The sequence below is a fragment of the Janthinobacterium sp. HH106 genome, from assembly GCF_001758725.1.
In the GTDB taxonomy this organism is placed as follows: domain Bacteria; phylum Pseudomonadota; class Gammaproteobacteria; order Burkholderiales; family Burkholderiaceae_D; genus Janthinobacterium.
This window is the reverse complement of the sequence record NZ_LRIC01000030.1, coordinates 151,859-173,365: the sequence shown is the minus strand read 5'-3', so window position 1 is coordinate 173,365 and position 21,507 is coordinate 151,859. Positions and strand designations below refer to the sequence as shown.

The window sequence follows — 21,507 nt, the reverse complement described above, 5'->3', positions numbered from 1 at the left end:
ATGACCAGCATCCACGATTTCCAGGCCGAGGCGCTGGACGGCACGCCGATCGACCTGGCCCGCTACAAGGGCAAGGTACTGCTGATCGTCAACACGGCCAGCGCCTGCGGCTTCACGCCGCAATACCAGGGGCTCGAAGCGCTGTACCGCGAATTCCACGAGCAGGGCCTGGTCGTGCTGGGCTTTCCCTGCAATCAATTCCGCCAGCAGGAACCGGGCTCGAATGGGGAAATCAAAGCCTTTTGCGAAAAGAACTTCGGCGTCACCTTTCCCCTGTTTGCCAAGATCGATGTGAATGGCCCGCATACGCACCCTGTCTTTGCGCAATTAAAACAGGCGGCGCCCGGCATATTGGGCACGCAGTCGATCAAATGGAATTTCACCAAGTTTTTGGTGCGCAAGGATGGCAGCGTATTTCGCCGCTACGCGACGGCCAGCAAACCGGCCAGCCTGGCGGACGACATTCGGCAATTGCTACAGGAATAGCCATTCGACGGTTTGATTAAAAACAATAATTGCTCAAATCAATGAATCCGTGTTTATTTCATGCTTGATATCAATATTGTGTTTCCAATAGCAAATTTCAGTGATAATGTTTGCATAATTATTCGCAGATATCGATCAAAAAACGATGCCAGTCTTTGGGAAAATATTATCTTCATGGATGCGGATGGGAATTTATTCCCGCCTCTTTCTTCCTATTTTCTTCCTGATACTCGCCGTTTCCGCCGTTCGCTATCACGCCCTGCTCGGCACGGAAACGGCGCTGGCCAATGCGCGCTACCAGAGCGATGCGCGGCAACTCGACCTGTTCCTCGCCAATAGCGTGCTGCCGCTGGCCGTGCACGCGGACAGTCACGCGATGCACGACAGCGTGCGCCAGGTACTGCGCAGCGCCCTGCCGCTGAACCGCAGCCTCGTTTCTGCCCGCTGGGACACGGCTGGCGGGCATGTCGAGGTGCTGGCCGACAGCAAGCTTGCCGACACGCTGGCCACGGTGCCGGCGTGGTTCGCGCGCCTGGCGGGTATCAATGCCATCCGCAGCCGCCTGACGGTGGCGCTGCCGGACGGCGGCGACGGCACCCTGAACCTGCACTACACGCCCGGCCTGCCCCTGGCGCAAGTGTGGCACCGGGTACGCGACCAAGCCATCCTCAGCAGCATCAATATCGTGCTCGTCTTCCTGCTGCTGGGCTTGATCCTGGCCACGCACCGCAAGCTGCTGGCGCGCTTCGTGCAGGCGACCGACCGCTTCCGCGAAGGCAACTTCGCCGTGCGCCTGGCAGCGGGCGCCACGCCCGAGGCGCAAGCCGTGTCGCAGTCGTTCAACGGCATGGCCGGCGATATCGAAGAACTGTTGACCTCACTCAAGACCAGCCAGCGCCAGCTGGGCGAACAGCTGAATGAAACCGTGCACATGCAACAGGCGCTGCAAAAGCTGTCCTGGCAAAACTACAATGATGTGCTGACGGGCCTGCCCAACCGTGCCGCGCTGGCCGCCCGCTTCGAACAGGAACTGTTCCTCGCGCGCGAACGCCAGCGCCTGCTGGCCGTCTGCCTGTTCGACCTCGATCACTTTCAGGCCATCAACGACCGCTACGGCGCCGAGGCGGGCGATGAAATCCTCAAGCAGGTAGCGGGCCGCCTGCACGGCTTTACGGGCCAGGTCCACTATGCGGCGCGCCTGGGCGGCGATGAATTCGTCATGCTGCTGTGCGGCCAGGCCAGCATCGCCAGCATCGAACAGAACGTCACGCAACTGATGACTGAGCTGAGCCGTCCCTACCAGTGCGACCAGCAGGCGCTGCACATGACGGCCAGCGCCGGCATCGCCGTCTACGCGGGCAAGGACCTGAATACGGAAAGCCTGCTGCGCCACGCCGACCACGCCGTCTACCAGGCGAAATTGACGGGGCGCAACCAGTACCACTTCTTCGACACCAACCTCGACGAGGAAGTACGCACCCACCACAACCAGCGCACGGAAGTGCGCCACGCCCTGATCAACGGCGAACTGCGGTTGTACTACCAGCCCAAGGTGAATATGCGCGCCGGCACGGTGGTGGGCATGGAAGCGCTGCTGCGCTGGCAGCATCCACGCCGCGGCGTGCTGGCGCCGGCGCAATTCCTGCCGCTGGTGGAACAGACGGATTTGATCATCGATATCGGCGAATGGGTGCTGCGCCAGGCCCTGTGGCAGATGCAGCGCTGGAGCGCGACCGGCAAGCACTGGGTGGTCAGCGTGAACATCGCGGCGCGCCACTTCCAGCAACCGGACTTCGTCTCGCGCCTGGAAACCATCCTCGGCGAATTTCCCGGCGTGCGCGCCAGCATGCTGGAACTGGAAATCCTCGAATCGTCGGCCCTGCACGACATCGAGGACGTGCGCCGCATCATCCGCGCCTGCCAGGCGCTGGGCATCACGTTCGCGCTCGACGATTTCGGCACTGGCTATTCGTCGATGTCCTACCTGAAACGCCTGCCGGCCAACATCGTCAAGATCGACCAGAGCTTCGTGCGCAATATGCTCAACGACCGCGACGACCTGCACCTGGTGCGCGCCGTCATCGGCCTGGCCCGTTCCTTCAGCTTGACGGTGATCGCCGAAGGCGTGGAAAGCGTCGAGCATGGCGCGCGCCTGATCCAGCTCGGCTGCGACCTGGCGCAAGGCTACGGCATCGCCCGCCCCATGCCGGCCGACGCCGTGCTGGAGTGGGCGAACACGTTCATCCCCGCCCCGCAATGGCGCATCGCGCAGTACAGCGAAATACCTATTTAGGCGTCAAGGCCGAGTCGATCAGCTCGATCCAGTGCCGCACGGGCGTCTGCGTGCCGGACTGCAAATGGCTCAGGCAGCCGATATTCGCCGACACGATCATCTCCGGCTCGCACGCTTCCAGGTTCGCCACCTTGTTGTCGCGCAGCTGCTGCGACAGTTCCGGCTGCAGGATCGAATACGTGCCGGCCGAACCGCAGCATAAATGGCTGTCCGCGCACAGGCGCACGTCGACGCCGACGGCGCGCAGCACCTGCTCCACCTTGCCGCGGATCTGCTGGCCGTGCTGCAGGGTGCACGGCGGGTGGTACGCCACCTTTTTCACTATGCGCCCCTTCAGCAGCGCCGCCAGCTCGTTTTCAAAGGCCGGCATGATCTCGGACAGATCGCGCGTCAGTTCAGCGATGCGCCGCGCCTTCTGCGCATACTGCGCATCGTGCGCCAGCAGATGGCCGTATTCCTTCACCGTGGCGCCGCAGCCGGACGCCGTCATGACGATGGCTTCGGCGCTGTCCATGCCGTTGACATAGGGCCACCAGGCGTCGATATTGCGGCGCATGTCGTCCAGCGCCGCGTCCTGGTCGTTCAGGTGATGGCGCAGCGCGCCGCAGCAGCCCGCCTTCGGCGCGACGATCAGCTGTACCCCGAGCGCATCGAGCACGCGCGCCGTGGCCGCATTGATGTTCGGCGACATGGCCGGCTGCACGCAGCCGTCGAGCAGCAACATGGTGCGCGCGTGCCGGCGCACCGGCCATGCACCGGCTGCGGCGCCTGGCCGCAATTTGTCCTGCAAGCTTTTCGAGAGCAGCGGGCGCAGCGCCTGACCCGCCTTGTACACGGGCGTAAACAGCCAGCGGCGCGGCAAGGCTTCCTTCAGGGCGAAGCGCAGCGCGCGTTCGCGCAAGGGGCGCTGTACGCGCTGCTCGACGACGTTACGGCCGATGTCGACCAGGCGCCCGTACTGCACGCCCGAAGGACAGGTCGACTCGCAGTTGCGGCAGGTCAGACAGCGGTCCAGGTGCGTCTGCGTCTTGGCCGTGACGGGCGCGCCTTCCAAGACCTGCTTGATCAGGTAGATGCGCCCGCGCGGGCCATCGAGTTCGTCGCCCAGCAGCTGGTAGGTGGGACAGGTGGCCGTGCAAAAGCCGCAATGCACGCAGGCGCGCAGGATGGCTTCGGCTTCGTCGCCTGCCGGCGTGTTCTTGATGAAATCGGCGAGATTGGTTTGCATGCGCGCTCAATACATTCTGTGCGGGTTGAAGATGCCAGCCGCGTCGAAAGCCTGCCGCAGGCGCTGGTGGATTTTTTCAACGGCCGGCGCCAGCGGATGGAATACGCCCACGGCCTTGTCGCCGCCGCGGAACAGGGTGGCGTGGCCGCCAGCGGCGGCCACCGCCTGGCGGATGTCTAGCGCCCCGGCCGCATCGGCGTCGGCGTCGAGCTTGAGCCAGCGCTGCGCCCCGCCCCACTCGATCAGCTGGCGCCCCTTGACGATCACGGCGCTGGCGTGCGGCGGCAGCGACAGCCGCCACAAGCTGCCCGCGCCCGCAAAGAAGGCGTGCGTCTGCTCGCGCACGGACATCCAGAAGGCGGCCGCGTCATCGGGCGCCAGCACCTCGCCGCCCAGCGCATGCAACGCCGCCGACACGGCCGCCTCGGCGCCGGACAGGCGTACGCTCAAGACGCCATCGTGCCAGCAGCTGGCCGAAATGGGCAGCGGTTGACCGGCCCATTCATTGAGCATGCGCAAGGCGGCGATTTCCGCGCACGCCACGCGCAAGGTCGCTTCGCGCAGCGGCAGGGGCAGCACCTTCAGCGACACTTCCAGGATCAGGCCCAGCGTGCCCATGGCCCCCGCCAGCAGGCGCGAGACATCGTAGCCGGCCACGTTTTTCATGACCTGCCCGCCAAAGGCCAGGCGTTCGCCATGGCCATCCATCAGCACGGCGCCCAGCACGAAATCACGCAGCGCGCCCGCGCTGGCCCGGCGCGGCCCGGACAAGGCGCTGGCGACGACGCCGCCCAGCGTGGCGCCAGCGCCGAAATGGGGCGGCTCGAAAGCCAGCATCTGGTTGCGCGCGGCCAGCGCCGCCTCGATCTCGGCGAGCGGCGTGCCGCAGCGGGCCGTGATCACCAGCTCCGTCGGTTCATAATCGATGATACCCGCATACGCGCGCGTGTCGAGCACCTCGCCATCGAGCTGCTGGCCATACCAGTCTTTCGTGCCGCCGCCGCGCAGGCGCAAGGGCTTGCCCGCCGCGCTGGACGCCAGAATCTGCTGCCTGAATTGTTCCGCTATCGCTTGCAATGGGGTCTCCGGAAAATTAAAAACGGGGCAGGTTGGCGAACGGCAGGCGTCCCGCCGTCACATGCATCTTGCCGAATTCGGCGCAGCGGTTCAAGGTGGGAATCGCCTTGTCCGGGTTCAGCAAGGCATGGGGATCGAAGGCGCGCTTGACGGCAAAGAAGGCATCGAGTTCGGCGCGCGTAAATTGCACGCACATGGAATTGATCTTTTCCATGCCCACGCCATGTTCGCCCGTGATGGTGCCGCCCACGGCCACGCACAGGGCCAGGATGTCCGCGCCAAACGCCTCGGCGCGCTCGAATTCGCCGGGCTGGTTGGCGTCGAACAGGATCAGCGGGTGCAGATTGCCGTCGCCCGCGTGGAACACGTTGGCGCAGCGCAAGCCATGCGTCGTTTCCATGGCGGCGATGCCCGTCAGCACTTCCGCCAGGCGCTTGCGCGGGATGGTGCCGTCCATGCAGTAGTAGTCGGGCGAGATGCGTCCCGCGGCGGGAAACGCGTTCTTGCGGCCGGACCAGAACTTCATGCGCTCCGCTTCCGACTGCGAGACGGCAATGGCGCTGGCGCCCGCCCCTTCCAGCACGGCCGTCATGCGGGCGATTTCCTCTTCCACTTCCTCGTGCGTGCCGTCCGCTTCGCACAGCAAAATGGCCGCCGCGTCGGTGTCGTAGCCGGCCTTGACGAACGGTTCGACCATGCGCGACGAGGTCTGGTCCATCATTTCCAGGCCGGCCGGGATGATGCCGGCGGCGATCACGTTGGCCACGGCATTGCCGCCCGTGACGACGTCGCCGAACGAGGCCATGATGACCCGCGCCGTCGCCGGCTTCGGTATCAGTTTCACCGTCACTTCCGTGACGATGCCCAGCATGCCTTCGGAGCCGATGAAGACGGCCAGCAGGTCCAGGCCGGGCGAATCGAGGCATTCGCCGCCCAGTTCTAGCACGTCGCCGTCGATGGTGACGACGCGCACGCGCAGCACATTGTGCACGGTCAGGCCGTATTTGAGGCAATGCACGCCGCCCGAGTTTTCCGCCACGTTGCCGCCGATGCTGCAGGCGATCTGCGAGGACGGGTCGGGCGCGTAGTACAGCGCGTGGGGCGCCGCCGCTTCGGAAATGGCCAGGTTGCGCACACCCGGCTGCACCACGGCCGTGCGCGCATACGCGTCGAGGCGCACGATGCGGTTCAGGCGCGCCGTCGACAGCACCACGCCGTCGGCAATCGGCAAGGCGCCGCCCGACAGCCCCGTGCCCGCGCCGCGCGGCACGATCGGCACGCCAAGTTCGCGGCAGACGCCGAGGATGGCGATGACCTGTTCCTCCGTGTCGGGCAGGGTGACCACCATCGGCAGCTGGCGGTAGGCGGCCAGGCCGTCGCATTCGTACGGGCGCGTGTCTTCCGCGTCGGACAGCACGCAGCGGGCCGGCAGCACGGCCAGCAGGGCCGCGACGACGGCTTGCTGGCGCGCGGCGGTCAATCCGGATTCAGGGGCGGCATTGAGCATAAGATGGATGGCAAGAGGCATGGGCGTGCAACGATTGTAAGCACAAAAGTGGCGCGCACCGCATTTTTTGTCCGATTTGCCTGCAAATCCGGCGCCGGGCGGCGCACAGTGTCGTATGCTGCCCCCATTCTTCTTTACAGGATCAGCATCATGGGCAACAGACTTTCGAAAATCGCCACGCGCACGGGCGACAATGGCAGCACCGGCCTGGGCGACGGCAGCCGCACCAGCAAGGACAGCGCCCGCATCCACGCCATGGGCGACGTGGACGAACTCAATTCCAACATCGGCTTGCTGCTGTGCGAAGCCATGCCCGACGCCTTGCGCGAGGAGCTGGTGGCCATCCAGCACGACCTGTTCGACCTGGGCGGAGAAATCTGCATCCCCGGCTACCAGCTGATCAAGGAAGAGCACGTGCTGCGCCTCGACGACCTGCTGGCGAAATACAATGCGGACTTGCCGGCCCTCTCCGAATTCATCCTGCCGGCCGGCTCGCGCGCCGCCTCGCTCGCGCACGTGTGCCGCACCGTCTGCCGCCGCGCCGAGCGCAGCATCGTCGCCCTGGCCAATGCGGAGCCCTTGCACGAACATCCGCGCCAGTACGTGAACCGATTGTCGGACCTGCTGTTCGTGCTGTCGCGCGTGCTCAACCGCTTTGCCGGCGGCAGCGACGTGCTGTGGCGGCATGACCGCACGCGGGGCTAAATAAAAAACGGCGATGCAGTTTGACAGGCATCGCCGTGTTGCATCAAGCTGACAGGCGCTTGCTAGCCGCAGGCCTGCAGACACGCCTTATTGACACGCACGCATGAAGGCACACTGAACTCCATGACACAGGCGTCGAGCGCCATATAGCACTCGGATTGGCATTCCGAAATGTCGGCGGTACTGCTGGCCATCGCATACGAGGCGCTGACGCCCATGGCAAACAAAAAGAAACCCAGTTTTTTGAACATAAGCACTCCTGTTGAATTGTGAGACGATGAGCAACATCCATGGCGCGCCGTCCCTTACGCGTCATCCATAAGTGCTTCCGCGCGTCAGTTATGCGGCGGGCGCAGGCATTCCTTCTGGCAAGCCTGATAATTTTCCATGCAGGCCGGCTGGCCGAATTCCACGCAATCGAGCAAGTTGCGCTCGCAGACAAAGGTGCAGTCAGGGCCGCCAGCCTGGACACTGAAAGACAGGGCGGCGCCGGCGGCAAACAGGAAAGCGGCAATCTTTTTGAACATGGTCAGCCTTTCAAGTTAACAAGTGGGAACGTCAGATTTTCTTCAGCGCCGCTTCCAGCGCGCCCGCATTAAAACCCTGGATCTTGCGGTTGCCGATCAGCACAACAGGCACGCCGCCGCCGCCAAGTTCCGCATGGGCTTTTTTCGCTTCCGGTGATTTCTCGATATCGAGATCGACGAATTCGATCTTGTTTTCCTTGAAGTACGCGCGCGTCTTGGCGCAGTAGCCGCACCAGTCCGTACCGTACAAGACCACTTTCGCCTGGGCGTTAGGGAAATACGCCGCGTAATTGCCCTCGGTGTAATTCGACTTGAACAAGCCCGGCAACAAGGACAGGCCATAACCGCTGCCCAGGCCAGCAGCGAGGATCAGGCCATACATGGCGATGGTTTTCATTTTTTTCTGCATCATAGGTATCAGAGACGTAGATGATCGAGGGCGGCCGGCGCAGCATGCGCTTGCCCGCCGCCTGGCAATGCACGGAAATCAGGAAGCGATGTCGCAGACCCTCAGGCAGGCTTTGTAACTGCCGATGCAAAATGGGGATCTGTCGCCATTTTGCATCGTGCATTCCCGCAGCTCTTCCTCGCAGGTAGAGCAGCCGATATCGGAAGCCATGGCATAGGAAGCGCTCAATCCCAGGGTGAAAATAAATGCTGCAATCTTTTTCATTTACTACTCTCCATGTGAGCGATTGCCTCAGGCAATCGCGGCAGACCAGTCGTAAGAAATGTCATCTTTGCTTGCTACGAAAACGAATATAGACCGCACTTATTTTAGAGTCAACGTTTCATTTCGATAAATTTCCAGTTTGGAAAATATACCGGCAAAGCGCATGGAATGTGGAATTTGGAGAGATTGGGAGGCGTCAAACGTCTATACAATATCGGCGCCGTAAGCAGGAGAGGCCGGTTGCGGGCGCAGCCGGCCGGCGGCTATATTCAGGCCGGCACAGGCAGGCTCACGGGCTGCGCATGCACATGTTCGCGCAATAATCCCCGCAGCAGCTGCACCTGGGCCACCGCGTCGGCTTGCAGGGCCGTCAAGCCCTCGGCAACGCAGGGGCCAGGCGCGCCGGCATCGGCGTCACCGCGCAGCAGCGCATCGATTTCCCCGCTGACCTCGGCGATCCAGCGTTGCAATTCGGGCGGCGCCGGCTCGGCCTGCGGGCTCAGACTGATACGCGCCGTGCTGCCCGCCACGCGGCGCAGCAGCGGCAAGGTGCGCAGCGCTGCCAGGCCCACGCCGCTGCTGCGGTCGAGGCGGCGCTCGATGCGCAAGCGCTGCAAGACCTGTTCCGCGTTATTGCTGGCCAACCCCGCCTCGCGGCGCAGGCGCGCGATGGCGCTATCCCATTTGCCACCGGCCGCCAGCACGGCCAGCAGGTATTTCAGGTTGGCCGACACGGCTTTCGCCAGACGCTGGTCCAGGTCGTCCGCCTCGCGGTCCGGCCACAGGAAGAACGTGGCCAGCAGGGCCAACACGCAGCCGAGCACGTTGTTGCCCAGGCGGCTCATCGCATACACCATCTCGCTGGCCGGCGCCGCATAGTCGGCCACCAGCACGAAGGCGGGCGTCATGAACAGCACGTGCAGGCTGTAGCTGACGCGGCGCAAGGCCATCGTGGCGACAATCAGGGGAAACACCACCAGCGAGATGCCCAGCGGCGTGTAGATGACGAGGCCGATCAGCACGGCCAGCACGGCGCCCAGCACGCTGCCCGCCACGCGTTCGATGCCGCGCGGCCAGGTGGTGGACACCGACGGCTGCAATATCAATAAGGTGGCCATGGTGGCCCAGTAGCCGAACGGAATATGCAGCGCCTCGACCAGCAGGAAGCCGGCCGTCGTCGCCAGTGACACGCGCGCCGCGTGGCGCCAGCTCAGCGACTGCGGCGTGGCGTTGACTTTCGCCGTTTGCCACGCCTGCCCCAGCGCCAGGAAGGCCGCCTCGCGCCACGGCAGCTGCGTCGCGCGCGGCAAGCCCAGCTCCATGAATTCCACGTTCAGGCGCAAGGGCAGCAAGGCGCCCAGCGCCGCTTCCAGGCGCCGTCCGCAGCCGGCCAGGCGGCGCTGCAATTCCAGGGGCGGCGTTTCCGGCTGGCGCTGCACGGCTTGCCCGAGGCGGCGCAGCAGCACGGCCATCACTTCCAGGCTGCGCCGCGCGCGCGGGTCCTGGCGCAGCCGGTGCTGCTCGCGCTCGCACGTATGCGTGACGGCGATCAGATAGGCGAAGATGCGCTCGGCGTCGCTGAGCGCGAGCAGCAGATTGTCGTACAGGGCGCTGCGGCCCGCGCGCGCGGGCGGCACGGCGGCCAGCGCCACCCGTGCCGCTTCCAGCGCGGCGCGCGCCTGCGAACGGTAGCTGGCGCCATGCGCGGCCGCGTCCGGCAATGCGGGGCCCAGTTGCAGGAAGCGCGCATTGTCGCGCGCGATGCCGGCCAGGCGCGAATACGCGGCGCGGATGGCGCGCCTGCTCGGGCCGAACGGATGGATGCGCCAGACCGTAAAACTGAGCACGGTGGCGAACAGGCAGCCGAACATGTACAGCCCCAGGAAAGGCGCCGTCTGCGTCATCGATTGCAATGGATGCGTGACCATCACCACGCAGGCCGTGGCCGCCAGGATGGCCACCTGCGCCGTGGCCGCGCCCCAGATGCGCGCCAGCGCGCCGGCCCAGGAAAACAGCAGCACGGCGATGGCCGCCGTCACCAAGCCATGGCCGGCCGCCAGCGCCGTCAGGCCGCCGGCCACGGTCGACAGCAGGCCGAAACCCACCATCGACACGAAACGCATGCGCCGCGTACCGGCCGCGTCGGCCAGGCAGGTCCAGAAGGCGCCGATGGCGGCCCAGGAAAAATCGGGATGGTCGAACAGCAAGCCCAAGAGCAGCATGGCGCTCGAGGCGCAAGCGGCCCGCAAGCCTTCGGACAAGTTCGTTTCGTCGATGGCCAGGCTGACCATCCACAGGGGACGGCGCTGCGCCAGGGTGTCGGTATAGGCGTGCATGCCCGTCAGCCAGCGGCTTGCCAGCATGCGCGAACGGCGGTGGAGTTTCCTGAAATGCAAGATCGGCTTTGAAAGGGGTATCAAAGCGTCATCGTAGCATTCCCGGACGAAAAATGTTGCAGTGCAGCGTAAAAACCCCGCAGGCGCAAAAAAAGCGGCACCGCAGTGCCGCTTTTCATTCTGTAAGCCAACTTAGCTGACGACAGCCAGGCGCGGCTGGGAGCCGCCAAAACGCTGCTCGATCGACGCGGCGATGCCGGTGGCGTCCAGGCCCACGCTTTTCAGCAGTTGCACGGGGTCGCCATGGTCGATGAAGGTGTCGGGCAAGCCCAGCATCAAAATCGGCTTGACGATGCCTTCCGCCGCCAGCGCTTCGGCCACGGCCGAACCGGCGCCGCCCATGATGCAGCCCTCTTCCACCGTCACCAGGCAATCATGCTCGGCAGCAAGCTGCTTCACCAGTGCCACGTCGAGCGGCTTGACGAAGCGCATGTTGGCCACCGTCGCGTCGAGCTTGTCACCAGCCACCACGCTCGGCGCCACCATCGAACCGAAGGCCAGGATGGCGATGCGCTTGCCGTGACGCTTGATCTCGCCCTTGCCGATCTCGATGCTGGTCAGTTCCGGCACGATGGCCACGCCGGCACCGGCGCCGCGCGGATAGCGGATGGCGGCCGGGCCCGGATAATGGTAGCCCGTCGTCAGCATTTGGCGACATTCGTTTTCATCGGACGCAGCCATGACGACCATGTTCGGGATGCAGCGCAGGAACGCCATGTCGTAATTGCCCGCGTGCGTGGCGCCGTCGGCGCCCACCAGGCCGGCACGGTCCAGCGCGAACGTCACGTCCAGGTTTTGCAGGGCCACGTCGTGGATCAGCTGGTCGTAGGCGCGCTGCAAAAAGGTCGAGTAAATGGCCACGACGGGTTTCAAGCCTTCGCAGGCCAGGCCGGCGCCAAACGTCACGGAATGCTGCTCGGCGATACCGACGTCGAAATAGCGGTTCGGGAATTGCTGTTCGAACTTGACCATGCCCGAGCCTTCGCGCATGGCCGGCGTGATGCCCACCAGGCGCTTGTCGTGCGCCGCCATGTCGCACAGCCAGTTGCCGAACACTTCCGTGTACGTCATCTTGCCCGGTGCCGTGGCCGGCTTGATGCCTTCCAAGGGATTGAACTTCGGCGTGCCGTGGTACAGGATCGGTTCCGCTTCGGCCAGCTTGTAGCCCTGCCCCTTCTTGGTCACCACGTGCAGGAATTGCGGACCCTTCAGTTGCTTGATATTTTGCAAGGTCGGGATCAGCGAATCGAGGTCGTGGCCGTCGATGGGGCCGATGTAATTGAAACCGAATTCCTCGAACATGGTGGCGGGCACGACCATGCCCTTGGCGTGCTCTTCGAAGCGCTTCGCCAGTTCCAGCACGGGGCCGGGCAGGACGGACTTGCCGACATTTTTCGCCGCCGCATAGAACTGGCCCGACATCAATCGCGCCAGGTGGCGGTTCAGCGCGCCCACGGGCGGCGAGATCGACATGTCGTTGTCGTTCAGGATCACCAGCAGGTTGACGTCTTCCTGCACGCCCGCATTGTTCATCGCCTCGAAGGCCATGCCGGCCGTCATCGAGCCGTCGCCGATCACGGCGATCGCATGCAGCGGGTCGCCCTTGATCTTGGCGGCCTGGGCCATGCCCAGCGCGGCCGAGATCGACGTCGACGAGTGCGCCGTGCCGAAGGTGTCGTATTCGCTCTCATCGCGCTTCGGGAAGCCGGAAATGCCGTCTTTCTGGCGCAAGGTGTGCATGCGCTCGCGGCGGCCCGTCAGGATCTTGTGCGAATAGGTCTGGTGGCCCACGTCCCAGACGATGCGGTCGTGCGGCGTGTTGAAGACGTAGTGCAGCGCGACGGTCAGCTCGACCGTGCCCAGGTTGGACGACAAGTGGCCGCCCGTCTTGGAAACGGAATCGAGCAGGAAGCTGCGCAATTCCTGCGCCAGCGGCACCAGTTGCGAGCGGGCCAGCTTGCGCACTTGCGCTGGTTCATTGATGGTTTCTAACAGTTTCATTTATGCCTTCCGCTGCACGACCAGGTCCGCCAGCTCGCGCAAACGGCGTGCCTTGTCCCCGAATGGCGCCAGCGCCGCATGGGCGTCGCACCGCAATTGTTCTGCCAGGGCCCGCGATGGTTCCAGCCCCAGTATCGATACGTAGGTAGGCTTGTTGGCGGCCGCATCCTTGCCCGCCGTCTTGCCCAGGGTGGCCGAATCGGCCGTCGCGTCGAGCACGTCGTCGACCACCTGGAACGCCAGACCGACGGCGCGCGCATACGCGTTCAGCGCCGTCATCTCGTCCGCCGTCAAATCCTTGCCCGCCAGCGCGCCGAGGATCACGGCTGCGCGCAGCAAGGCGCCCGTTTTCAGTTGATGCATCTGTTCCAGCTGCGGCAAGGTCAAGGCCTGGCCCACGCTGTCGAGGTCGATCGCCTGGCCGCCGCACATGCCGCTTGACCCGGACGCGTGCGCCAGCAGCCGGATCATCGCCATCTGCCGCGCGGGAGGAATCGCCGCACCGTCGGCCAGCAGCATGAACGCCTGCGATTGCAGCGCGTCGCCGACCAGCAGGGCCGTCGCTTCATCGTAGGCGATGTGCACGGTGGGCTTGCCACGGCGCAAGGCATCGTCATCCATGCACGGCATGTCGTCATGCACGAGCGAATACACGTGAATCATTTCCAGCGCGCAAGCGGCGCGCGCGAGCGTGTCTTGATCGGCGTCAAACAGCTCACCGGCCGCCATCACCAGCAGCGGGCGCACGCGCTTGCCACCGCCCAGCAGCGCGTAGCGCATGGCCGCGTGCAGCTTGTGCGGCACGACGTCTGCCGCCGGCAGGAATTGGTCGAGCCGGCCTTCCAAGCCGGACTGGGTCGCTTGCATCCAGTCGCCGAAGGTCACGCTGTCTTGTTGCACATTGGCCATCATTGGGCGGCCTCGCCGGCATCCACGAACGGTTTCAACATGTCGCCTTCCAGTACTTTCACCTGCGCTTCGACACTGTCGAGCTGGGTAGCGCAATACTTGACCAGTTCCGAGCCGCGCTGGTACGCCGCGACTGATGCTTCCAGCGGCAACTGGCCCGCTTCCATTTGCGTTACCAGCTGCGCCAGTTCCGCCATCGCCTCTTCAAACGAGGCCGGCGCTGCGGCAGCGGCAGTTAATTTCTTCGACATAGACTCAGATCTCTTCGTGGCACGAGGGGCTTGTAGGGAGACGCCGGGGACTCCCGGCCAGCATAGAAGCGTTATTTTAGAACAAACCACACTATTAAGTGAAAACTTAAGCGCAATCGGCGCGCTCAAAGTCAATAGCGTTGCCAGCTTGTCAGTGGATTTTAGCCGAATCGCCCCTTGCTACCGGAAATTGCACGCCAAATGACAATGTTTCTCATTAAAGTAGTGCATTTACCGGGCGGGTTTGATAATGCCGAGGCCGATACGCGCTATAATCGCCGGTTCTGTCCGAAATACCGTTTCAACAAATTTGAATTCAGGTCTTTGCGGATTCTTTCTCTCTGTAGCGGTTGCCCAGGGAATGGCCTGGGGCACTGCTGACCGTTGTACATTTATGGGGGGTTGGGATGTCCGATCTGGCTACTCACGCCAAGCTGGCGCGTTCAAACGCGCAACTTCCGGTCCACGTCTATTTTGACGAAACGCTGTTGCAGCGTGAAATGCAGCAATTGTTCCAAGCCGGCCCGCGCTATGTCGGGCACGAGCTGATGGTGCCGGAAACCGGCGATTTTGCGACCCTGGCGTCTGAGAACGAAGGGCGCATGCTCGTGCGCAACGCCAATGGCATCGAAGTGCTGTCCAACGTGTGCCGCCACCGGCAGGCGCTGATGTTCAATGGCCGCGGCAACGCAAATAACATCGTCTGCCCGCTGCACCGCTGGACCTACGACCTCAAGGGTGAATTGATCGGCGCGCCGCATTTCCCCGAGACGCCGTGCCTGAACCTGTCGAAAACGCCGCTGCAAAGCTGGAATGGCTTGCTGTTCGAGCAAAATGGCTACAACGTGATGGAAAAATTGAAAGATTTGTCCGTCTCGAAAGACCTCGATTTTTCCGGCTACATGTTCGACCACGTGGAAATCCACGAGTGCGACTACAACTGGAAGACCTTCATCGAAGTCTACCTCGAGGATTATCACGTCGAACCGTTCCACCCGGGCCTGGGCAGCTTCGTCAGCTGCGACGACCTGCGCTGGGAATTCGGCAAGGATTACAGCGTGCAGACGGTGGGCGTGCACCGCGGCCTGCAGCAGGCCGGCTCGCCTGCCTACAAGAAATGGCAGGAGCAGGTGCTGCAATTCCGCGGCGGCGAAGCGCCGCCGTATGGCGCCATCTGGCTGACCCTGTATCCGAACATCATGGTCGAATGGTATCCGCACGTGCTGGTCGTCTCGACCCTGTGGCCCGACGGCCCGCAAAAAACGCGCAACGTGGTAGAGTTCTATTACCCCGAAGAAATCGTACTGTTCGAGCGCGACTTCGTCGAAGCGGAACGGGCTGCCTACATGGAAACCTGTGTCGAGGACGATGAAATCGCCCAGCGCATGGATGCGGGCCGCAAGGTTCTGATTGCGCGCGGCGTGAACGAAGTGGGCCCTTACCAATCGCCCATGGAAGACGGCATGCAGCACTTCCACGAGTGGTACCGCAGCAATATCGAACTGTAGTTCCTCAAGGGGCCGCATTGCGCGGCCTTTTTCATTTTCATCGTCAGGATTACTCATGCAGTCACTTTGGATGCTGTTTGCCAGCTTTATGTTCGCCATCATGGGCGTGTGCGTGAAACTGGCGTCGGATCTGTATTCGACGTCCGAAATCGTCATGTACCGCGGCATCATCGGCATGATCGTCATGAGCTGCACGATTCTGTACCAGGGCGGCAGCTTTAAAACCACGATGCCGGGCCAGCATCTGTGGCGCGGCGTGGTGGGCGTGATCGCCCTGTGGCTGTGGTTTTATGCCATCGCCATCCTGCCGCTGGCCACGGCCATGACCCTCAATTACATGGCGCCCATCTGGATCGCCGTGATTTTACTCGCCGGCGGCTGGTGGAAAGGCATGCAACAGGTCGAGTGGCCGCTGGTGGCAGCGATTGCCATGAGCTTTGTCGGCGTGACCCTGCTGCTGCAACCTGTGTTCGAGACGGACCAGCTGGCCGGCGCCATCACGGCCTTGATTTCCGGCATGCTGTCGGCCCTCGCCTACTTGCAGGTGCGCAAACTGGGCTTGCTGGGCGAGCCCGAATACCGGGTCGTGTTCTATTTCTCGGTCGTCAATTTCCTGGCCGGCGTGATCGGCCACGTGGCCAGCGCCGGCGGCGGCCCCGTCGTCTGGCACATGCACACGAGCGCCTACGGCATCGGCTTGCTGGCCGCCATCGGCTTGTGCGCCACCATGGCGCAGATGGCCATGACGCGCTCCTATCGCCTGGGCAAGACCCTCGTGGTTGCCAATTTACAGTACACAGGCATCGTCTTTTCCAGCTTCTGGGGCGTGGTGATCTTTGGCGACCTGTTCGACTGGCATGGCTGGACGGGCATCGGCATCATTCTCGCCTCGGGCATCGCCGCCACCTATTACAATACCCGCAACACGGCCCGTGGCGCCGCCATCGCGCGCACGGATCCCATCGCCAGCGAAGTGTAAAGGAGCGTTGCTGATGTACACCACCTTGTTACAGGCCAGCGAACTGGCCGACCACCTGAATGACAGCGACTGGGTGATCCTCGATTGCCGCCACGACTTGCTCAACCCCACGGCGGGCAGCGACGCGTTTGCCGCCGGCCACATCCAGAACGCGCAGTTCGCCGACATCGACACGGCCTTGTCCGGCCCCAAGACGGCCCGTGGCCCGGCATTTACGGGCCGGCATCCCTTGCCCGACCGCAACGCGCTGCTGGCCACCCTGCGCGGCTGGGGTATCAATGACGACACGCAAGTGGTGGCGTACGATGGCCAGGGCGGCATGTTCGCCGCCCGTTTGTGGTGGCTGCTGCGCTGGGTCGGCCACCCGAATGTGGCCGTGCTCGACGGCGGCCTGGCCGCCTGGCAGGCGCAGGGTTTGCCGCTGGTCACGCCCGTGGCACCGCGCCCTGTCGGCAAGCTGACGGAAAAAGCCAGCCTGGTGCGCACGGTCAACGTGCAGGACGTCGTCGCCAACCTGGAAACGCAAGCCTTGACGGTGATCGACGCGCGCGCCCCCGACCGCTACCGCGGCGAAAACGAAACCATCGACCCCGTGGGCGGCCACATCCCGGGCGCGAAAAACCGTTTCTTCAAGGATAACTTGCAGGCGGACGGCCGCTTTAAAAGCGCGGAAGCACTGCGGCGCGATTTCAGCGCCCTGTTTGACGCACCGCAAGCGGCCGTCATGCAGTGCGGCTCCGGCGTGACGGCATGCCACAACCTGCTGGCCCTGGAAGTGGCCGGCTTGCCCGGCGCGTCCCTGTATCCGGGCTCGTGGAGCGAATGGTGCGCCGATCCGGCGCGGCCTGTGGCGACGGGTAATTAAAAAATGGCGGACCAGATGGTCCGCCATTTTTTTACCCGTGGATAACTATGAACTTATCCCCAGCGATTGATTCAACTGCGCCAGTTCCGCCTGCCACGCCTGCTGGCTGGCCGGCTTCTGGTGGCGCGGTTTTCTCGCCAAGTCTTCCGCCAGCAATTGCTCCAGTTCGCACAAGCGTTCCAGTTGAACATCAACGTCGGTTTGCGCTGGCGCAAGCGCAGCCGTTTCCACGCGCGGCACCGGCAACGGCGCCTGTCCATCCTCGGCACTCAGGCGTGCATACGCGCTGGCCGCATCCGGCCACTCTTCCAGCCGGCCATCGGCCACTACCCAAAAGCGGTTGCAGGCCGTTTCGATCAGGTCGCGGTCGTGCGACACCAGCAGGCAGCCGCCTGCAAAGCCGCGCAAGGCTTGCCCCAGTTCCGCCTTGCCCTGCATGTCCAGGTGGTTGCTGGGCTCGTCCAGCAGCAGCAAGTGATAACTGGCCAGGGACAGGCCCAGGAACAGCAGCCGCGCCCGCTCGCCGCCGCTCAGGGTCGCCACCGTCTGGCCATGGCGCGCATACGGGAAACCGGCCGAGATCAACGCTTGCTTGCGCGCCACCTGGCTGCGCGCCGCTTCGTTCTGCACGGCAAACGGGTACAGGGCGTCGGATAAATCGGCCGTATCGGCCAGTTGCCTGAGCGACTGGTCGTAATAGCCGATGTTGGCGGCGTGGTGGTAGCGCAAGTCCGCACGTTCCTCCTGTTCCTGGATCGCCTGCCAGCACAGGCGCAGCAAGGACGACTTGCCGCTGCCGTTGGCGCCCAGCAAGGCGACTCGGTCGCCCGGTTTCAGCCACAGCTGGCCGGTGTGGAACAGCAGCGGGGAAGCGGGCACGGCGCGCACGTCCAGGGCATCGAGCGCCAGCAACTGGTCGGCCGCCAGCGGCTTGCCGCGCAAACTCAAACGCCACGGTGCGCCATCGCTGACGAACGATTGCGCATCCTTCAATTTGTCGATGCGCCGCTGCATGGTCTTGGCCTTGCGCGCCAGGTCTTCATTGTCGTAGGTGCGGCCCCACAGGGCCAGGCGGGCGCTGCTGGCGGACAGGCGGTCGATTTCCTTCTGTTCGGCCGCATGGCGGGCGGCAGCGGCAAGATCGGCTTCGGCCAGGGCCGCCAGCGCGGGGCCGCACGGCAAGTCGAAATCGTAGAGGCGGCTATCGCGCAAGATCCAGCTGCGCGTGGCCACGTTGTCGAGCAGGCGCTGGTCGTGCGAGACGAGGATGAAGGCGCCGCGCCAGCGCAGCAGGAATTGCTCCAGCCACAGCAGCGACGGCAAGTCCAGATGATTGCTCGGCTCGTCGAGCAGCAGCACGTTCGGCTCCTGCAGCAGGGCGCGTCCCAGCAGCAGGCGCGTGTGCTGGCCGCCGGACAGGGAATGCACGGGCACTTGCGCCGTCTCGTGCTCGAAGCCTAACTCGGCCAGCAGGCTGTCGACACGCCAATGCAGCTCGGGCTGCTCCAGCACGGGCGCCAGCAAGGCGTCGTACAGGCTCAGGCTGGCAAGTTCCGGCGGCAAGTGCTGCTCCACGTGCTGCAGGCGGCAGGCACGGGCATAGTGGATGGTGCCGGCAGTGGCTTCCCGCGTGCCGCTGAGCAGGCCCAGCAAGGTGGATTTGCCGCAGCCATTGTGGCCGATCAAGCCGATGCGGTCGCCCTGGCGCAAGGTAAAGGCGAGTTCGTTGAAGAGGAAACCGTCGTGGGTATCCAGTTGTAAAGCTTGGGTAGAAATCAGGGTAGTCATGGCTCTTGTCTTTGTTCGGGATGCAAGCATCCGCGTTAACAGGAGCGCTAACGACAACGGAGTACCAGGAAAGGACTCGTAGAGGAGGGTAACTTTGCTCTGGCCAGGTTATCGCAGCGCGATAGAACGTGGGCAAGAGCTGGCAAATGCGCTAAAAGAGCGTGCGCGCCACAAGGCGAGCAACAAGTTTTCTTCCATGATATTTTCCTCCTTTCTGTGCAAGTTAGTCAGAAAGACAATATAGCATAAGTGGTACTGCGGCACCGAATCAGTGCATCAACCGCCGTGGCGCTTGTGCGTCAGGAACAGCACGATACATACGCCCAGCGCGATCAGCAGCACTTGCGGGATGGTTTCGCGCAAGGTGGCGCGGCGCTGCATCTGCGGCATCAGGTCGGACAAGGCGATATAGATGAAGCCGGACGAGGCGAACACGAGCACGTACGGGATCAGATTGCTGGCGCGGTCCAGGGTGAAATAGCCGAGCAGGCCGCCGGCCACCGCCATCAGGCTGCACAGCAGATTGAAGACATAGGCGCGCAGGCGCGAGAAGCCGGCGTTGAGCAGTACAATAAAATCGCCGATTTCCTGCGGGATTTCATGCGCGATGATGGCCAGGCCCGTGACCAGGCCCAGCTTCGGGTCGGCCAGGAAGGCGGCCGCGATCAGGATGCCGTCCGTAAAGTTGTGCATGCCGTCGCCCACTAAAATCATCCAGCCGGCCTTGCCCGCCTCGTGCTTGTCGTGGCCGTGCGCATGGTGGTGGCCGTCGCCTTCGTGGTGGTGCGAATGGCGCAGGATGGCGAATTTTTCCAGCATGAAAAAGGCCAGCAAGCCCGCCAGCAAGGTGGCGAACAGGCTGCGCGGGTCCGCCTGCGATTCGAACGCTTCGGGCAAGGCATGCAGCAAGGACGTCGACAACATGATGCCGACGGACAAGCTGACCATGCGCTCGACCACCTTGGACAGGAATGCAAACGAAAAGATCGCCGCCGCAGTAATGCTGAAGACGCCCGCGATCGTGGTCGCGAGCAAAATGGATATAAGGACGGGATCGATGATTTTCTTACCTCAAAATGGCGCCGGCCTACGGGCGCCCGCAATGCTGGCGTCTGGCTTGATCTGTATGATGTTGCTTATTATTCAATCTTGTGCGCGCTTGGCGGCAGCGTGGCGCATTGAAGATGCAATTGTACTGCATTGACGCGAACCGGGCATTTTACAGCCCGGTGCGCCTTTCGCGGCAACTTCTGGAAAAAAATGTGGCAATCAGGCACTTTTAGCGCCGTTCAGCTTGCAACCTCATGCAACGCCATGCTTTTTGAACCAGGCCAGGCAGCGCGCATAGCCGTCTTTCGCATCGGCCGCCACATAGCTGGGGCGGTAATCGGCATTGAAGGCGTGGCCCGCATCGGGATACACGACGAATTCCGACTGGTTGCCGCCCTTGGCCAGCGCCTCTTTCATCTTGGCGATCGATTCCTGCGTGATGCCCGTATCCTTGCCGCCATACAAGCCCAGCACGGGCACTTTCAAGGTGGCGGCGATGTCGATGGGGTTGCTCGGCTGCAAGGCAGTCGCTTCGCCCACGAGGCGGCCATACCAGGCCACGCCCGCCTTGACGGCCGGATTGTGCGCCGCGTACAGCCACGTGATGCGGCCGCCCCAGCAAAAGCCCGTGATGCCCAGGCGGCTCGTGTCGCCGCCATTCTGTTTCGCCCACGCAACAACCGCATCGAGGTCCGCCATCACTTGCGCATCCGGCGTCTTGGCGATGATGCCTTTCATCAATTCCGGGATGCTGGCCACCTTGGTGGGATCGCCCTGGCGCACGAACAGGTCGGGCGCCAGCGCCAGGTAACCCTGCTTGGCGAAGCGGCGCGCCATGTCGGCGATATGTTCATGCACGCCAAAGATTTCCGAAATAACCAATACCACGGGCAAACCCGTCTTGCCTTCCGGCTGGGCCGCATACACGGGCACGGCCTGGCCATCGACCATCACCGACATGGTGCCCGTGACGAGTCCGGCGGAATCCGTCTTGATGACGTTTTGCGCCGCCACGGGCAGCACGGCCATGGCAAAGCCCGCGCCCAGCGCCACCTTCAGGAAACCGCGCCGGCCGTCCGGCCCGGACACGCTGCTCTGGCCCAGCAAACTTTCACAATCGGTGATCATGTCGCTCATGCGTTACTCCTGAAAGGTGTGTTGACAAACAATGTCGGCTTACGCTGCGCTAAGCCGGCCTACGGTCATTGCTCAAGTAAACATGTGTTCGGCTTACGGTCATTGCTGAATTAAACATGTAGGTCGG

General features: G+C 63.4%; 21 protein-coding genes. 7 read left to right on the top strand and 14 right to left on the bottom strand.

Annotated features, from left to right (window positions below; all coding sequences use genetic code 11):
• On the top strand, positions 1–486 hold the full coding sequence (locus JAB8_RS13770) for a glutathione peroxidase (RefSeq protein WP_070222603.1): 486 nt from the start codon (positions 1–3) through the stop codon (positions 484–486).
• 184 nt (positions 487–670) lie between these two features.
• Positions 671–2,779, top strand: coding sequence for an EAL domain-containing protein (locus JAB8_RS13765; protein WP_070222604.1), 2,109 nt, complete (start codon positions 671–673; stop codon positions 2,777–2,779).
• On the opposite strand, the gene glcF is transcribed toward JAB8_RS13765, so the two are convergent.
• Genes glcF through JAB8_RS13750 form a run of 3 tightly spaced genes read right to left on the bottom strand, consistent with a single transcriptional unit; the run spans position 2,772 to position 6,591 of the window.
• Positions 2,772–4,007, bottom strand: a complete 1,236-nt coding sequence (gene glcF / locus JAB8_RS13760; RefSeq protein ID WP_070222607.1) for a glycolate oxidase subunit GlcF — start codon at positions 4,005–4,007, stop codon at positions 2,772–2,774. The two genes, JAB8_RS13765 and glcF, sit on opposite strands and share 8 nt — an antisense overlap.
• Before the next feature lie 6 nt (positions 4,008–4,013).
• The gene (gene glcE, locus JAB8_RS13755; RefSeq protein WP_070290069.1) at positions 4,014–5,084 is read right to left on the bottom strand and encodes a glycolate oxidase subunit GlcE; all 1,071 of its coding nucleotides are present in this window, start codon (positions 5,082–5,084) and stop codon (positions 4,014–4,016) included.
• A gap of 16 nt (positions 5,085–5,100) precedes the next feature.
• Entirely contained in the window at positions 5,101–6,591 is a 1,491-nt protein-coding gene (locus JAB8_RS13750) for an FAD-linked oxidase C-terminal domain-containing protein (RefSeq protein WP_070290067.1), read from the bottom strand.
• Positions 6,592–6,741: 150 nt separating this feature from the next.
• Between JAB8_RS13750 and JAB8_RS13745 the strand changes: the two genes are divergently transcribed.
• Positions 6,742–7,296, top strand: coding sequence for a cob(I)yrinic acid a,c-diamide adenosyltransferase (locus JAB8_RS13745; protein WP_070290065.1), 555 nt, complete (start codon positions 6,742–6,744; stop codon positions 7,294–7,296).
• Positions 7,297–7,358: 62 nt separating this feature from the next.
• Here the strand turns inward: JAB8_RS13745 and JAB8_RS13740 are convergent, their stop codons facing one another.
• The 8 genes from JAB8_RS13740 to JAB8_RS13705 all read right to left on the bottom strand — a co-directional run bounded on the left by JAB8_RS13740 (position 7,359) and on the right by JAB8_RS13705 (position 14,053).
• Entirely contained in the window at positions 7,359–7,547 is a 189-nt protein-coding gene (locus tag JAB8_RS13740; protein WP_070222614.1) for a hypothetical protein, read from the bottom strand.
• 84 nt (positions 7,548–7,631) lie between these two features.
• Entirely contained in the window at positions 7,632–7,823 is a 192-nt protein-coding gene (locus JAB8_RS13735) for a hypothetical protein (RefSeq protein WP_070290063.1), read from the bottom strand.
• Between the two features lie 31 nt (positions 7,824–7,854).
• Entirely contained in the window at positions 7,855–8,220 is a 366-nt protein-coding gene (locus JAB8_RS13730) for a glutaredoxin family protein (RefSeq protein ID WP_230506351.1), read from the bottom strand.
• 90 nt (positions 8,221–8,310) lie between these two features.
• Complete coding sequence (locus tag JAB8_RS13725; RefSeq protein WP_070290059.1) at positions 8,311–8,496, bottom strand: hypothetical protein; 186 nt, start codon at positions 8,494–8,496, stop codon at positions 8,311–8,313.
• Positions 8,497–8,765: 269 nt separating this feature from the next.
• The gene (locus JAB8_RS13720) at positions 8,766–10,859 is read right to left on the bottom strand and encodes an FUSC family protein (RefSeq protein WP_070290057.1); all 2,094 of its coding nucleotides are present in this window, start codon (positions 10,857–10,859) and stop codon (positions 8,766–8,768) included.
• A gap of 165 nt (positions 10,860–11,024) precedes the next feature.
• A complete protein-coding gene (dxs, locus tag JAB8_RS13715; protein ID WP_070290055.1) occupies positions 11,025–12,893 on the bottom strand; it encodes a 1-deoxy-D-xylulose-5-phosphate synthase in 1,869 nt (622 codons plus the stop codon).
• Complete coding sequence (locus JAB8_RS13710; protein ID WP_254679515.1) at positions 12,894–13,805, bottom strand: polyprenyl synthetase family protein; 912 nt, start codon at positions 13,803–13,805, stop codon at positions 12,894–12,896.
• Complete coding sequence (locus JAB8_RS13705; protein ID WP_046683420.1) at positions 13,802–14,053, bottom strand: exodeoxyribonuclease VII small subunit; 252 nt, start codon at positions 14,051–14,053, stop codon at positions 13,802–13,804. Before JAB8_RS13705 ends, JAB8_RS13710 begins: the two co-directional genes overlap by 4 nt.
• 407 nt (positions 14,054–14,460) lie before the next feature.
• Between JAB8_RS13705 and JAB8_RS13700 the strand changes: the two genes are divergently transcribed.
• Genes JAB8_RS13700 through JAB8_RS13690 form a run of 3 tightly spaced genes read left to right on the top strand, consistent with a single transcriptional unit; the run spans position 14,461 to position 17,405 of the window.
• Entirely contained in the window at positions 14,461–15,561 is a 1,101-nt protein-coding gene (locus tag JAB8_RS13700) for an aromatic ring-hydroxylating dioxygenase subunit alpha (RefSeq protein ID WP_070222628.1), read from the top strand.
• A gap of 55 nt (positions 15,562–15,616) precedes the next feature.
• Positions 15,617–16,540, top strand: a complete 924-nt coding sequence (locus JAB8_RS13695; RefSeq protein ID WP_070290053.1) for a DMT family transporter — start codon at positions 15,617–15,619, stop codon at positions 16,538–16,540.
• Between the two features lie 13 nt (positions 16,541–16,553).
• Positions 16,554–17,405 (top strand): sulfurtransferase, encoded by an 852-nt coding sequence (locus tag JAB8_RS13690; RefSeq protein WP_070290050.1) that lies wholly within the window; start codon positions 16,554–16,556, stop codon positions 17,403–17,405.
• Positions 17,406–17,450: 45 nt separating this feature from the next.
• Here JAB8_RS13690 and JAB8_RS13685 read toward each other — a convergent pair whose 3' ends face one another.
• On the bottom strand, positions 17,451–19,193 hold the full coding sequence (locus tag JAB8_RS13685) for an ABC-F family ATP-binding cassette domain-containing protein (protein ID WP_070290048.1): 1,743 nt from the start codon (positions 19,191–19,193) through the stop codon (positions 17,451–17,453).
• A gap of 276 nt (positions 19,194–19,469) precedes the next feature.
• Positions 19,470–20,228 (bottom strand): ZIP family metal transporter, encoded by a 759-nt coding sequence (locus JAB8_RS13680; protein ID WP_070222636.1) that lies wholly within the window; start codon positions 20,226–20,228, stop codon positions 19,470–19,472.
• Between JAB8_RS13680 and JAB8_RS29520 the strand changes: the two genes are divergently transcribed.
• Positions 20,116–20,397 (top strand): hypothetical protein, encoded by a 282-nt coding sequence (locus JAB8_RS29520; protein WP_175444771.1) that lies wholly within the window; start codon positions 20,116–20,118, stop codon positions 20,395–20,397. The genes JAB8_RS13680 and JAB8_RS29520 overlap by 113 nt on opposite strands.
• 98 nt (positions 20,398–20,495) lie before the next feature.
• Here JAB8_RS29520 and JAB8_RS13675 read toward each other — a convergent pair whose 3' ends face one another.
• Positions 20,496–21,380, bottom strand: a complete 885-nt coding sequence (locus JAB8_RS13675) for a dienelactone hydrolase family protein (RefSeq protein ID WP_070290045.1) — start codon at positions 21,378–21,380, stop codon at positions 20,496–20,498.
• Positions 21,381–21,507: the final 127 nt, after the last annotated feature.

Coding starts and splice junctions, on each gene's coding strand:
- JAB8_RS13770 (WP_070222603.1), top strand. CDS start 1: ATGACCAGCATCCACGATTTCCAGGCCGAGGCGCTGGACGGCACGCCG.
- JAB8_RS13765 (WP_070222604.1), top strand. CDS start 671: ATGGGAATTTATTCCCGCCTCTTTCTTCCTATTTTCTTCCTGATACTC.
- glcF (WP_070222607.1), bottom strand. CDS start 4,007: ATGCAAACCAATCTCGCCGATTTCATCAAGAACACGCCGGCAGGCGAC.
- JAB8_RS13750 (WP_070290067.1), bottom strand. CDS start 6,591: ATGCTCAATGCCGCCCCTGAATCCGGATTGACCGCCGCGCGCCAGCAA.
- JAB8_RS13745 (WP_070290065.1), top strand. CDS start 6,742: ATGGGCAACAGACTTTCGAAAATCGCCACGCGCACGGGCGACAATGGC.
- JAB8_RS13740 (WP_070222614.1), bottom strand. CDS start 7,547: ATGTTCAAAAAACTGGGTTTCTTTTTGTTTGCCATGGGCGTCAGCGCC.
- JAB8_RS13735 (WP_070290063.1), bottom strand. CDS start 7,823: ATGTTCAAAAAGATTGCCGCTTTCCTGTTTGCCGCCGGCGCCGCCCTG.
- JAB8_RS13730 (WP_230506351.1), bottom strand. CDS start 8,220: ATGAAAACCATCGCCATGTATGGCCTGATCCTCGCTGCTGGCCTGGGC.
- JAB8_RS13725 (WP_070290059.1), bottom strand. CDS start 8,496: ATGAAAAAGATTGCAGCATTTATTTTCACCCTGGGATTGAGCGCTTCC.
- JAB8_RS13720 (WP_070290057.1), bottom strand. CDS start 10,859: ATGCTGGCAAGCCGCTGGCTGACGGGCATGCACGCCTATACCGACACC.
- dxs (WP_070290055.1), bottom strand. CDS start 12,893: ATGAAACTGTTAGAAACCATCAATGAACCAGCGCAAGTGCGCAAGCTG.
- JAB8_RS13710 (WP_254679515.1), bottom strand. CDS start 13,805: ATGATGGCCAATGTGCAACAAGACAGCGTGACCTTCGGCGACTGGATG.
- JAB8_RS13705 (WP_046683420.1), bottom strand. CDS start 14,053: ATGTCGAAGAAATTAACTGCCGCTGCCGCAGCGCCGGCCTCGTTTGAA.
- JAB8_RS13700 (WP_070222628.1), top strand. CDS start 14,461: ATGTCCGATCTGGCTACTCACGCCAAGCTGGCGCGTTCAAACGCGCAA.
- JAB8_RS13695 (WP_070290053.1), top strand. CDS start 15,617: ATGCAGTCACTTTGGATGCTGTTTGCCAGCTTTATGTTCGCCATCATG.
- JAB8_RS13690 (WP_070290050.1), top strand. CDS start 16,554: ATGTACACCACCTTGTTACAGGCCAGCGAACTGGCCGACCACCTGAAT.
- JAB8_RS13685 (WP_070290048.1), bottom strand. CDS start 19,193: ATGACTACCCTGATTTCTACCCAAGCTTTACAACTGGATACCCACGAC.
- JAB8_RS29520 (WP_175444771.1), top strand. CDS start 20,116: ATGATGCCGACGGACAAGCTGACCATGCGCTCGACCACCTTGGACAGG.
- JAB8_RS13675 (WP_070290045.1), bottom strand. CDS start 21,380: ATGAGCGACATGATCACCGATTGTGAAAGTTTGCTGGGCCAGAGCAGC.